Annotated in this window: 10 protein-coding genes; 6 read left to right on the top strand and 4 right to left on the bottom strand. The window is 56.7% G+C overall.

The window, feature by feature from the left end:
* Positions 1–8: 8 nt before the first annotated feature.
* From FH039_RS01140 to FH039_RS01130, 3 genes are read right to left on the bottom strand one after another with little or no spacing between them, the layout of a single operon-like run.
* Positions 9–1,133, bottom strand: a complete 1,125-nt coding sequence (locus FH039_RS01140) for a cation:proton antiporter (RefSeq protein WP_139679886.1) — start codon at positions 1,131–1,133, stop codon at positions 9–11.
* Position 1,134: 1 nt separating this feature from the next.
* Positions 1,135–2,277: a cation:proton antiporter gene (locus FH039_RS01135; RefSeq protein ID WP_139679885.1), complete on the bottom strand. Its 1,143-nt coding sequence runs from the start codon at positions 2,275–2,277 to the stop codon at positions 1,135–1,137.
* A 36-nt stretch (positions 2,278–2,313) separates the two neighbouring features.
* Positions 2,314–2,871 carry a CBS domain-containing protein gene (locus FH039_RS01130; RefSeq protein WP_139681536.1) on the bottom strand — a complete coding sequence of 186 codons (558 nt, stop codon included), beginning with the start codon at positions 2,869–2,871 and terminating at the stop codon, positions 2,314–2,316.
* Between the two features lie 158 nt (positions 2,872–3,029).
* Between FH039_RS01130 and FH039_RS01125 the strand changes: the two genes are divergently transcribed.
* The 5 genes from FH039_RS01125 (at position 3,030) to FH039_RS01105 (ending at position 7,628) form a co-directional block, all read left to right on the top strand.
* Entirely contained in the window at positions 3,030–4,496 is a 1,467-nt protein-coding gene (locus tag FH039_RS01125; protein WP_139679884.1) for an NAD(P)/FAD-dependent oxidoreductase, read from the top strand.
* 194 nt (positions 4,497–4,690) lie between these two features.
* Positions 4,691–5,287: a DUF257 family protein gene (locus FH039_RS01120; RefSeq protein WP_139679883.1), complete on the top strand. Its 597-nt coding sequence runs from the start codon at positions 4,691–4,693 to the stop codon at positions 5,285–5,287.
* Positions 5,284–5,901 (top strand): DUF257 family protein, encoded by a 618-nt coding sequence (locus FH039_RS01115; protein WP_139679882.1) that lies wholly within the window; start codon positions 5,284–5,286, stop codon positions 5,899–5,901. The genes FH039_RS01120 and FH039_RS01115 overlap by 4 nt, the downstream gene beginning before the upstream one ends.
* A 47-nt stretch (positions 5,902–5,948) precedes the next feature.
* The gene (ttuA, locus tag FH039_RS01110) at positions 5,949–6,857 is read left to right on the top strand and encodes a tRNA-5-methyluridine(54) 2-sulfurtransferase (protein WP_139681535.1); all 909 of its coding nucleotides are present in this window, start codon (positions 5,949–5,951) and stop codon (positions 6,855–6,857) included.
* A 114-nt stretch (positions 6,858–6,971) separates the two neighbouring features.
* Positions 6,972–7,628, top strand: coding sequence for a DUF257 family protein (locus tag FH039_RS01105; RefSeq protein WP_139679881.1), 657 nt, complete (start codon positions 6,972–6,974; stop codon positions 7,626–7,628).
* Positions 7,629–7,631: 3 nt separating this feature from the next.
* Here FH039_RS01105 and FH039_RS01100 read toward each other — a convergent pair whose 3' ends face one another.
* Positions 7,632–9,596: an alpha-amylase/4-alpha-glucanotransferase domain-containing protein gene (locus tag FH039_RS01100; RefSeq protein ID WP_206206157.1), complete on the bottom strand. Its 1,965-nt coding sequence runs from the start codon at positions 9,594–9,596 to the stop codon at positions 7,632–7,634.
* 128 nt (positions 9,597–9,724) lie between these two features.
* Here FH039_RS01100 and FH039_RS01095 point away from each other — a divergent pair, with 128 nt between their 5' ends.
* A complete protein-coding gene (locus tag FH039_RS01095; RefSeq protein ID WP_139679879.1) occupies positions 9,725–13,156 on the top strand; it encodes a CARDB domain-containing protein in 3,432 nt (1,143 codons plus the stop codon).
* Positions 13,157–13,175 lie beyond the last annotated feature (19 nt).

Below are 13,175 nucleotides of genomic sequence, written 5' to 3'. Positions count from 1 at the left end.
CACTCGGGTTACCTGGTGTAGAGGGACTTGAGGAGGGGCGGCGTTATCACCGTCGTGACGAATACCATGAGGATCGCCACCGTCAGGGCGTCGGGGCCGACTATGCCGCTGGCTATGGCAACGGCCAGCATCGCCAGCTCCACACCCAGTCTGGGTATCATGCCGACGCCTATCCTGAGGGAGGAGTTCCAGTCAAACCCAGAAGCTCTGGCACCGAGGCCACAGCCGAGCACCTTGCTGAGGATTGCCGCGAGGGTGTAGAGGACCGCGAAGGCCCCTGCGTGGAGGATGTAGCCCAGTTCTATCCTCATGCCGACCTCGACGAAGAACAGCGGGATGAAGAGGGAGTAGCCGAGGACGTTCATGTGATCCATTATCGACTTTTTCTTGGAGCTCTGGCCGAGGGCGAGGCCCGTGAGGTAGGCGCCGAGTATCGATGCGAGGTTCAGGTGCTCCGCAAGGAAGGCGAAGGCTATCAGAAATATCAGGGCGAAAGCAGTATCTGCCTCGGGCAGGTCTATGCGCGAGATGAAGCGGAACGCCCTGTCGGCGAGGCCGGGTCCGAAGTAGAGAAAGAAGAAAAGGAGGAGCGAGACCGAGACCAGAACCTCGAGGAGGGCCGCGTAGTTGACCTCGCCGCCCTTGATCATGGATATCGCAATGGTGAGGATGAGTATTCCAAGGACGTCGTCGACAACCGCGGCGGCAAGAATCGTCGTCCCCTCACGGGTGTTTAGCTTTCTCAGCTCCATGAGAACCTTCACCGTTATGCTGACGCTCGTCGGGGTCATCATGGCGCCGTAAAGAACCGCCTCGTGGAGAGGAACGAAAAAGTAAGCAACCGAGAACCCGAAGACGAACGCCACAAGGACTCCCAGACCCGCGACCACCACGCTCTGCCTGCCCACGCGCTTGAACTCCTCAAGCTCGCTCTCAAGGCCCGCTATAAAGAGGAGTAACAGGACGCCCAGGTTGGCGAACTGGCCGATTACCGGGTTGGTGTCGAAGAATATCCCTATGAGGAGACCCCCGAATATCTGCCCGAGAACGACCGGCTGACCGAGGCGCTCGAAGAGGTAGCCCACGAGTTTGGCCGTTGCCAGCATCAAGGCCATCAGGAGGAGTATCTCCATATCACTCCCTCGAGAACGCCCACTTGAGGAGGAAAGGCGTAACAAGCGTTGTTATTATCACCATGCTGACCGGTATCGAAAACGTCCCCCTGTCGAACACACCCTCCCTCAGTCCGATGTTGGCCATGATGAGCGCGACCTCCATCCTCGGAACCATTCCCATTCCAATCTGAAGGGCCTCCCTGCCCTTGAACCTGGTCAGCAGTCCACCGATGCCGCAGCCGACTATCTTTCCAGCTATCGCCAGAACCGCGTAAAGTCCGGCAAAAGCTCCGATGTGGGCCAGAACGTGGATGTCGGTCTCGACACCTATGCTGACGAGGAAAACGGGTATGAAGAGGGAGTAACCGATGGTCAGTGTCTTGCCCGTCACCTCCCTTGCCTCGGCACTGCCCGCCACGATGAGGCCGGCTAGGTAGGCGCCTGTTATTCCAGCGAGCTGGAACCGCTCGGCTATGGAGGCGAAGATGAGCATTATGGCTATGGCGAAGGCCGTTATGGTCTCGGGCAGGTTTATCCTCTCGGACGCCCGGAGGGCCTCCTTTACGGCGGGACTGCCGAGGAGGAGGCCGAGGATAAAGAACAGGGTGACCTCACCGAGGATTATAAGGACGTCCACAGGATAGACGCTGCCCTTCGTGTTCATGGCGACGAGAACCGTCAGAATTATGATGCCGAGGACGTCATCGACGACGGCCGCGGCTAAAATCGTCGTTCCCACGCGGCTCCTCAGCTTCTTCATCTCCATGAGTATGCTCGTTGTGAGGCCGACGCTCGTGGCCGTGAGGATTCCACCGAGAAAGAGCGCCTGAATGTCCGAATAGCCCCAGGCCAAAGCGCCGACGTAGCCCAGAACGAAGGGTATTATGACGCCGAGAACCGCCACTATGAAAGCGGGGACGCCCACGTTTTTGAACTCCTCGATGTCCGTCTCAAGGCCGGCCAGGAAAAGGAGCATGACGACCCCGAGCTCGGCAACGAGCCTCACTCCCTCATCGTAGGACACAAGGTCCAGCAGGGACGGCCCTATGAGGATTCCACCCAGGAGCTGTCCAAGTGCTGCTGGAAAATCAAGCCGAAGGGTGAGGTAGCCGAACAGCTTCGCAACCACGAGTATCAGCGCCAGCTCCAGGAATACGTCCATGATTATCATCCCTTAGACGCTTTGGATTCGAGCGGTTCACGAGGACACTATGCGTATCAACCTTATGATGTCCTTGACCTCGAGCAGACCAACGACGCGGTTTTCATCATCAACGACGGGGAGATGGTGCTTTCCGGTCTCTATCATGACCTTTATCGCCCTGCCGAGGTTCTCATCAACGTGAATCGTTACGGGCCTCCGAACCATTATGTCCGCAACGTTGGAGGCACGGTTTACGGAGTACTTCTTCAGGAGACCAACGCCAACTATGGAGTACCGCCGGGGAGGTTCGAAAAAGTGGAGGAGGTCCTTCATCGTGATGAAGCCCATGAGGCGCCCTTCCTCGTCCGTGACGACCGCGGAGCTTTCTTCGCCCCGGAGCTCCTGGACAAGTCTGGAGAGGGGATCACTCGGATGGAGGATGAGGAAATCCCGGTCCATGACGATCCTCACCGGGACCTTGGAGATGTAGCGGATGTTGTGGCTTAGCTCCTCCTTCCTCTTGAGCTGGAGGAGCCGTCTCTTGCTGTGGATTATTCGTATCTTCTTCGACTTGGCCTCACGGGACTTTTCCCCGGCATTCAAAGTGTCCATACGCCCCACGTTTAAACACTAATGTGCGAAAGTGTTTAAAGATTTCGGGGATTTCTTTGAGTGTTACGTGTCAAAAATACCGCGCGTCCCCAACAGGTTAACCAAGAACTTGCCAAAAACTTTTTAAGGCCGAAACCATAGAACTCGGCAAGGGAAATATGGTTTCTGAAGCAGGAAACGGAAAGACCTACGATGTCGTGATTATAGGCGCCGGCCCCGCTGGCCTTTTTGCGGCCTACGAGCTGGCGGAGAAGGGCGATTTTAGGATTCTGGTGATAGAGGAAGGCGGCAACGTCGAGCAGAGGATCTGCCCGATGTACGATCTCGGCTACTGCATCGGCTGCCAGCCCTGCCACATAATGAGCGGCGTCGGCGGTGCAGGTGGCTTAAGCGACGGCACGATAAATCTCCGCCCGGACATAGGCGGTGACCTGAGCGAGCTGACCGACGATGAGAACTACGCCTGGCAGCTCGTCTGGGAGGTTGACAGGATTTTCCTGCGCCACAGGTCGCCCAGAAACCTGTTTAGGGGAAACCCGGAGGAGATCCGCTACTGGGAGCAGAGGGCGGCGCAGGCGGGTGTGAAGTTCATCCCCATAATCCAGCGCCACATAGGCTCTGACAGGACGCCCGAGGTCATAGCCGACATAAAGAGGCACCTCGAGGGCAAGGGCGTCGAGTTCCTCCTCTGGACCAAAGCCCTGGAGTTCGGGAAAGGCTGGGTGAAGGTGAAGCGGGGAAAGAGTGTCTTCACGATCAACGCCCGCTACATAATCGTCGCCCCCGGCCGCGGAGGGGCGGACTGGTTCCATAACGTCGCCCAGAAAATTGGCCTGAAGGCGCGGCACGGGCCGATCGACGTTGGCGTCCGCGTCGAGGTTCCGGCGATAGTGATGGAGCCGATAACGAGCATAAACCACGACCCCAAGTTCCATATCTACACCGACACCTACGACGACTTCGTGAGGACTTTCTGCACCAATCCGAACGGCTTCGTCGTCGAGGAGAAGTACGACTCCTACGTCGGCGTCAACGGGCACTCGATGCACGAGAAGAAGAGCAACAACACCAACTTCGCCTTCCTGACGAGGATAGAGCTTACCGAGCCGGTGGAAGATACCACCGCCTACGGGAAGAGCATAGCACAGCTCGCGACGACGATCGGCGGCGGCAAACCGCTCCTCCAGCGCCTCGGGGATTTGAGGAGGGGGAGGAGGAGCACGTGGGCGCGCATAAAGAGGAGCGACGTCGAGCCGACCCTGAGGCACGTCACGCCGGGGGACATAGCGATGGCCCTGCCGCACCGAGTCGTGACCAACATCATAGAGGGGCTTGAGAAGCTGGACCGCGTTCTTCCGGGCGTTGCGAGCGACCACACCCTGCTCTACGCGCCGGAGATCAAGTACTACGCCATGAAGGTCGAGGTTGATGGGAACCTTGAGACGAGCATAGAGGGCATCTTCGCCGCCGGCGACGGTGCCGGCCTGAGCAGGGACATAGTTAATGCAGCGGCAACGGGACTGCTCGCCGCTAGGGGGATACTCAAGAAAGAGGGAGTGTACACGGAGAAAGACTTCAGGAAGCCCGGGAACTGGAAGAAGAGCATCGAAGAGATGGAAATTTAAATCGTGCATCCGAACCCTCCACAGTTTTCGCTGCCGCCGAGCACGCGATTTTCCATTTCCCCATTACATTTTCTTTCGAAAGCAGGCCCCAGGCGGAAGCCAGCCGCAGTACAGCAAAAGGAAATCCGTCATACTCCAATGCCGGATAGAAAAATATTTTAGCTCCAAATTCCAAAAACTCTGTGGGGATTAATATGGACGATATCCTTGGAGAGATACTGGATCTCGATGACGGCATACTGCTTCTTGAGTACTCCTCCCTAGACCACCCCGAGCGGATTTTCGCCGGGATTCTTGCCGGGTGGCGGGAAAGGGGAGTAACACCCCTGATCGTTGACATAAACGACACGCTGAACATCTTTGTCCAGAACCTTAGGTACGCCGGCGTTGATGTAAATCTGGAGGACGTGCCTGTAATAAAGGAAAGGGGGGCCATAAACGTCGGGAATGTCGTCGGGAAGGTGGAGGTTGTGGAAGACTTTGACTACCACCTCGCGAACTATGCGAGGATAGTCAGGAAAGTTCCCCTGGAGAGCAGGAAACACACCATAGTGCTCGGAATCGAAAAGTTTTCGCTTACCTTCCTAGACGATCCCCCAAAGCTCGAAAGGTACTTCGAGACCATAACAAGGAAGTTCCTACCGCTTCGTGACCGGGTACATTTCCTGTTCCTCAACGTGGACATTGCCTCCCGCTACCTCAGAAAGAGCCTCGAACAGGACTCGGATTGGGTTTTGCAGATAGTCAAAGGGGAATTGAAAACAGTAAAAAGGCCGGGGGTGCTGGTATGAACCTCAAGGAGTACATGAGAGAAATAAAGCCCGGCGAGACCGTACTCATAGAGCACACATCGGTTTCCCCGTACCCTGTCCTCCTGCACGCAATTGGCGATGTCCATGGATGGGAGAGAATACTTGTGGTTGATGTGATAGATTCCTTCTTGCCCGTCCTGCGCTGGCTGAGGCTGGCCGGAGCTGAAATCCCCCGGCTAAAGAGGGTAAAGGCAGGTGGAACGTCGAACTGGGGGGAGATAATCTTTGAGGTGAATCCGCACAATGACCCCGCGATATTCCTGAGCAGGTTCGTCCGTGGAATCCGGGATTACTACAAACGGAATCCGGGGACCATCACGGTGGTCATGAATCCCGAGAGACTGATTCCACTGCAGGACAACTCTCCACGCTTTATACTGAATCTGGCGGATCTGGCTTCAACCTTTCTGGGCAATACCTCAAGAAAAACATTCTACTTTGTGAACAGAGAACTCTCCGAGGAGCGGTACCTCGCCCTCCTTGAGGAGGCGTTCACCAGGGTCGTTGCAGTAGATAACGACGGGACTGTTCGGGTAAGGAAATCTCCAAATCTGGATGAGGAAAACGCCGAACTCACAAGGGACATGGATTAACGTTAAAAGCCTCAGCCCCCTTCTATTTTCGGTGGAAGAAAATGCCCATGAGGTGCAAGTTCTGCGAGAGGCCGGCGTTTATAAAACTCCACTACCCGAGGATGTACCTGTGCCCCGAACACTTCACCGAGTACTTCGAGAGAAAGGTCAAGCGCACGATAGAGCGCTACAAGCTGATAAAACCCGGTGAGAGGATTCTGGTCGTGGTGAGCGGGGGAAAGGACTCGGCCGTTACAGCCCACGTCCTCAAGAAGCTCGGCTACGACATCGAGTGCCTCCACATCAACCTGGGCATCGGTGAGTACTCCGAGAAGAGCGAGGAGTACGCAAAGAAACAGTGCGAGAAGCTCGGGGTTCCCCTCCACATCGTCAGGGTTAAGGAACTCCTCGAAAAGGGCATCGGGGAAGTGAGAACGCGCAGACCGACCTGCTCCTACTGCGGCCTGACCAAGCGCTACATCTTCAACAAGTTCGCCTACGACAACGGCTTTGATGCCGTCGCCACCGGCCACAACCTCGACGACGAGGCGAGCTTCATCTTCGCCAACCTGATGAACTGGAACACGCAGTACCTGGCAAAACAGGGACCAATAACGCCGGCGCAGTTCAACGGAAAGCTCGTGAAGAAGATAAAGCCCCTCTACGAGCTGACCGAGAGGGAGGTTGTAGCTTACGCCCTCGCCAACGGTATAGAGTACCACATCGAGGAATGCCCCCACGCGGTCGGGGCCACGACGATAGAGTACAAGGAAATCCTCAACGGGATGGAGGAAAAGAGGCCGGGGACGAAGATAAACTTCGTGAAGGGCTACCTCAGGAAGAAGGAACTCTTCGAGGCCGAGCTCCAGGAGGCCGACCTCAGGGAGTGCAGGGTCTGCGGCATGCCGTCGAGCGGTGAGGTCTGTTCTTTCTGCCGGTTCTGGCGCAGGGAGGAGCCGATAAACTTCCGGCTCTGACCCTCTCCCTTCCGAAGGACAGCTTTCGAGGGATGGGAGTAAGACAAAAGACTATTTAAAGCCAGCTGGAATATTTTCTTACATCCTCGATACCAGAAGTGGTGGGTGATAAAAATGAACGTACCCGACGGCCTCATGATGAACCTCTGGGAATCGCTAAGGATGGGCGAGATAGTCCTCATGGAGAGGACGGACAGCGGGGACCAGTACTTTGGATTCTACCAGGTGATACACTGGGGCAAGGGCAGGGGATACAAGGTCGTGGTCATCGACATCCTGGACTCACTCCACATCCTGAAGGCCAAGGCGCGGCTCGCCGGCCTGGATGACGGGGTTCTGAACGAGGTAACGGTCATCAAGATAGGGGGCACGATAAAAACCGGGGAAGTCGTCGGATGGATAAGAGATATCTCCGAGCCGGTGATCCTCGCAAAGAAGTTCATGGAAACCTACACCCAGATCCTCGAATCAGAGAGTCCAACCCTCACCGCGGTGGTGGGCCTTGAGAAGCTCTTCGTGGCATCGGAGTTCTCCCCGAAGAACGTTCAGGTCATAATCAGCGCCATATCCAAATACGTTGGCGATGAGAGGAGGCTGTCAGTACACTTCCTGAAGGCAAACGTCATAGACAGCATGAGGCAGCCGGTCGTCAGGCTCCTGGAGGACCTCGCAACCACGGTCATTCAGATCTCAAGAAAGGACAGGGCGACCGAGTTCAGGGTGCTGAAGTCGGTGGACCCGAAACTCGAGGGAATGACGATAAAAATGTGAAAATCAAAGTTCCCTGAACCCCAGCCGGAACCTCAGCTCCCCATCAACCGGCAGGAGGACCGTGTAACTGACGCCCTGCTGCACGAAGTCCCAGCCGGCCTCGCTCTGGCTGAGGGTCTTTATTGGATACTTCCACACCCTCGCTTTTTTGTCGAGCTCTATCTTCACCCTTCCGATGCCGTGGGGGTCGTTCACCTCGAACTTCTCAGCCTCGAACTCTTCTGGACTCTCCATGACGCTGTGAACCGCGAGGTTGAGCTCGACACCGAAGAGGGCTTTGGCCTCGCTCCTCACGGTGTAGTCAACGACGAAGCCATCCTCTGCCAGGTGGAAGGTCTTCTCCACCCTCGCCGGCCTTCCCGAAACTATTCCATCACGCTCGAGGGTGACGCCGCCCTCAAAGAGGCTGTAGTCATAGGCACCCGTCACGAAGTCCCCAAGCTCGATGTGCCTGCTGAGACGGTACTCCTCGAGTGTCGTCTCGGGGTCAATGAAGTGGTCCTGCAGGATTGCCCTCAGGTGGTCATCGTAGGCAAGCTCGCGCCGTATCTCGTCCGGAATCTTTCTGCCGACCTCATGTATGCTCGCCACGCCCTCACCGTCTTCCTCCTCCGGGGTGGCGGACTCGGGAACCTCGTGGTAGTGCTCCCAGCGCCTCGCCAGCACGTCGTTGTAGTTCACCGCCTTCCCCCGGGAGCTGAACTCGAAGAGCGCTCCCCCGTAGGAGGGTTTAAACACCGCGTAGAAGTTCCCGTCCTCGATGAATACCTCGTCGCGGCCGTCGAAGTCGATGTCGCGGACGAAGCTTCCAGTGGAAACAAAGGTGTTGGCCGTTATGATATTCTCCCAGACGGCCCTGCGGAGGTGCGGGAGGTAAACGCCGCCAAAGACGCCGTGCCAGTAGGCGTCGTTGCACTGGGCCTTGAGGATAAAGCGCCTCGCCTCGGGCCTATCCCGGACGAGCTTGCTCACCATGAGCATCCTCTTGTGCATATAGTTGCTCTCAGGGTACTTGAAGAAGAAGTTCTTCCAGATTCCTCCCCTGACGAAGACGCGGTAGCGCTCGAACTGGCCCTGCCCCTTGAGCTTTTCAACGAACTCCACGAAGAGCTTTGCCTGCCTTGCCGGCAGGGACCACTCGCTCATCTCGAAGTAGGAAGCTATTGGCAGGTAAACCAGTCCCTTCGGCCTAAAGCGAGAGAGGTACTCGGAGTAAAGCGTTAGGTTTATCCGCTCATCGCTCGAAATCCTGTCAAAGAACTCCCTGAGCCAGCCCTTCTCGTAGACCCACTCGTACGTCCCCGGCCAGACACCGAACTTCTCGCCGTCGTCGTGGAAGACCGCGACCCTGCTCTCGTCACCGTTGTCAAGGCTGTGGAGGTACTCAACGGTCTTCTCAACGGGGCGGAACGGGATGAGGTAGCGTAGCCTCTCGTCTATCGGGAAGACAGCTATTACCTCCCCGCCGTCCTCCGTGTAGTATGGCCAGTAGAGCTCCTCCTTGGCCAGGCCGGCGCTCATGAAGTGGTAGTCATCGACGATGACGTACTCGATTCCCGCCTCGCGGAGGCTCTTAACGAGTTCGGGCTGCCACACCCTCTCGGTGAGCCAGACGCCCCTGGCGTCGTAGCCGAGTTTCTTCGCGAAGTCCTTCAGAAGGGTTATCTGCTCTATCCTGTCCTCCTTTGGAATGGCGGCTAAAACCGGCTCGTAGAAGCCTGCCACGACTATCTCCAGCTGGCCCTTCTTCACCAGTGAGCGGATTAGCTTGATGTACTCGGGCCTGTTGGCATCGAGCCATTCGAGGAGGGGGCCGCTTATATGGACAGCTGCCTTCATGTTGGGGTACTCCTCAAGCGTCTCCAGGAATGGTCTGTAAGACCTGTCATAGGCGCTCTCGAAGACCCAGCCGAAGTTTCCGAGGGGCTGATGGTTGTGAATCCCGAAGATGAAGTTCACCATTGACAACCACCACCAAAGCTGTTATCACTACCAGTGATATGGAAAGAAAGGCATATAAACCTTTTTCTCGTAATACTCACTACGGGTGACTACCGTACACCCCTGGGGATTTACCCCCACTGGAGGTGGATGATGTGAAGAAAACGGCGGCAGTTGTGTTAACCTTCGTTCTGTTGCTTGGTTTAGTGCCCACGTTTAGCGGCCTCGTCAGCGCCATGTACGGCACTAAAATCATCGACGGCAGCCTGAGTGACTGGACTCCAAGCGATTTGGTTGCGGTGGGCAAGGGTACTGGACTTGAAGGAGCCAACCTAGACAGACTCTATGTTTCATGGGATGACGACTACCTGTACATAGCCATCAAAACCAACAACACCCAGAGCTGGAACGTGGCATATGGAATAGGAATCGACGTCGATCCGGGAACAGGAAACGGCTACGTTTCCGGTGGAGATTCATGGGGAAGGAGCATCGAGTTCTCGAGCGGCTTTGCTCTTGACTACGAGGTTTACTTCTGGTGGGGTAATAGCAGCGGAATGGGCACGGACAACTTCAACACGTGGACTGGGAGCGGATGGGATTACAAGGGCATTTCCAGCGTCGGAGGGAGCTTCACATACACAGGAAACACCTCAACGGGCCTCCAGATGATCGAGATAAAGATACCTTGGAGCGCCCTCGGTGGGAAGCCTGAGAAGATAGCGGTAATGGCGTGGGTCACTGGAAGCGGGGGTTCGGCGGTGGACAGTCTTCCTGTGGATCCGGCCATAGACTACGCCAACATAGGCGGAGAATGGGGGGACACCGACACATTCACCAGCATGGCGGTTCTCTACGTCGCCCCCAAGACCATCGATGGAAACCTGAGTGACTGGAGCGAGAACGAACTGGCGGCCGAGGACACCACGGGTACGGGCGTTGACGTGGGCAACCTCAGCAAGTTCTACGTCTCCTGGGATGACCAGTACCTCTACCTTGCCATTGAGACCAACAACACCAAGAACGGAGGAATGGCGTACGGTTTCGGAATTGACATCGATCCCGGGACAGGAAACGGCTACACGGCAGGAGGAGACGCATGGGGGCGGGGCATAGAATTCTCCAATGGATACGCGCTGGACTATGAAGTTTATTTCTGGTGGGACGACGGGAGCGCGTCAATAACCGCCGCGCAGCTCAACCCGTACGAGGGCGGCTGGAGCTGGCCGAGCCTGACCGATATGGGTGGAAAGTATAACTACACTGGAGACAGTTCAACGGGCATTAAAACCCTCGAAGTCGCAGTACCATGGTCAGCCATCGGAGGAATGCCCAGCAAATTCGCGGTCGCCGCATGGGTAACAGGGGAGGGTGGTTCCGCCGTTGATGTCCTCCCGCAGGAAAGTGTCGCCGAAGACAGTACGGACGAATGGGACGACACGGACGTTATCACCGAGATGGCGGACTTCGAGATGTTCATTCCCGTGCCCGAACTCACCGCCAGCATAACCGGCCCCGCTATCGCGGGACTCAACAGAACGACCGAATACCGCGTCACCGTGAAAAACCTCGGTTCCCTTCCGGCCTCCGACGCCAGGGTCAGGGCATACGTCAACGATACGCTCATCTCCAACTGGACGGTCGACCTCGGGCCAGGCGAGGAGAGAGAGTTCACCTTCACATGGAAACCAAACGAAACTGGCAGGTACGTGCTGAAGGTCACGGTGGACGAGGACAACCTCATCGAGGAGGCCAACGAGGACAACAACGTCGTCACGATGGACGTTAACGTGGAATGGGTCGGAAATATAGAGGTTGACGGCAATCCGGACGACTGGCCGTCTGCCGACCTGGCCAACGACACGTACACGGTCATTAACGGAACGTTCATCTGGAGGGACGCCGAGAACGACCAGAGAACTGACAACGACAGGTATCTCGATAAAACCAACCACACCTCCAGCCACGCCGACCTCACGGAGGTGGCGGTGACGAAGGACGACCACTACGTTTACTTCCTCTTCAGGTTCAGGAACATGAGCAACATGGAGCTTGGGGCGGACGGAGCCACTTTCATAGCCGTCCCGATAGACTACAAGGACGGCGGAAAGGCCGGTGGCTTCGCCGGCAGCATGGACATGAAGTCGGTCATAGAATGGGACATCCAGATGGCGGTGAACCTCAAGTGCTCAGGGTGCACAGGGAAGACCGCTGTAGAGCCCGCCGGCGAAAACGTTGAGTCCATGCTGTACTTCATAGACCCGGACAACAACATCATCACCGTGAACGGGGCCGCCGTTGGGGTTAACCTCTCGGCGAACACCGTCGAGGTCAAGATTCCTGTGGAGGTCTTCAACAGCGCCAGAGACTTCAGCTTCCAGGTCGCGACCGGCCTGAGCTGGGGAGGTGGGGTATGGAACTTCGGAGAGCCCTTCAGCGACGACGAGATCAGCGACGCCGTTGATGTCCTCAGCGACAAGCCCACCCGGGACGAGGTTAGGGATGGATACCTCGACTATTACATCCACATCGAGACCAACGGCATGATCGAGAAGGCAAACGATGTGGACTACACTCCCGTCCGCAGGAAAATGCAGATGCAGAAGTTCTGGAGGGGTTTCGTGTCCCTCAACAAGTACTACGGAGTGTGGCACTTCGAGAACGACTACGGACGCTACCTCGAACTCGACGAATACTTCAGGAACGCCACCCTGCCGGAGGAAATAAGGCAGAAGGTTGAGGAATACGAGAACACCGTGAACGACCTCCTCAAACTCTACAACGATGGGAAGGAGAACATCGATAACGGAAACGCCGCTCTGGGGGCGTCCATTAAGATATTCCGCGCGTACACCGGGCTGAAAAAGGTAGTGCATGAGATGGAGGAGCTGAAGAAAATCGTCGAGGAGGGCAACCTTGAAAGGCTCGAGTACCTTAAGGAACTCTCCAAGAACCTCACCAAGACCATAGACGGCAACCTCGATGACTGGGACGTCCAGTCCATAGCCGCTGACGAGACCGGCTACGGCCAGGACGGAGCGAACCTCAAGGCCCTCTACGTCGATTACGACGACCAGTTCCTCTACATAGCGATAACCACCGAGAACAGGGCCTCGTGGAGGATCTCCTACGGCATAGCCCTCGATTACAAGGATGGCGGCTACACCACCGGCCAGGACAGCTGGAGCAGAAAGGTGAGCTTTGACAGGGGAATAGATGCACAGCTCTACTTCTTCTGGAACGGGGAGTTCTTCGGAGACCCCGGAACAAGTACCATAACCAGCGCCCAGCTCGCCCTGTGGAACGGAACCGGATGGCGGTACGAAGACCTCAAGTGGGTCGGATTCTACGCGTACACGGGCAACCAGAAAGACGGTCTCCAGACCCTCGAGATAGCGATTCCATGGGAAGCCCTCGGCGTCAAGCCAGGGGAGATAAACATCGTCGCCTACGTCACCGGACAGGGTGCCGGAGACTCGGCCGTCGATTCACTGCCGCTCCAGGACGCCGTCAAGGACACCGACCCCGGACAGGAGTGGGGTGACGAGGACACCTTCACCCAGTTCGCGACGGTCACGGTAGAGTGACCGCCCGTTTCTTCCCCTT

Origin of the sequence: Thermococcus indicus, assembly GCF_006274605.1 — an archaeon.
In the GTDB taxonomy this organism is placed as follows: domain Archaea; phylum Methanobacteriota_B; class Thermococci; order Thermococcales; family Thermococcaceae; genus Thermococcus; species Thermococcus indicus.
This window is presented reverse-complemented; position numbering and strand designations above follow the sequence as displayed.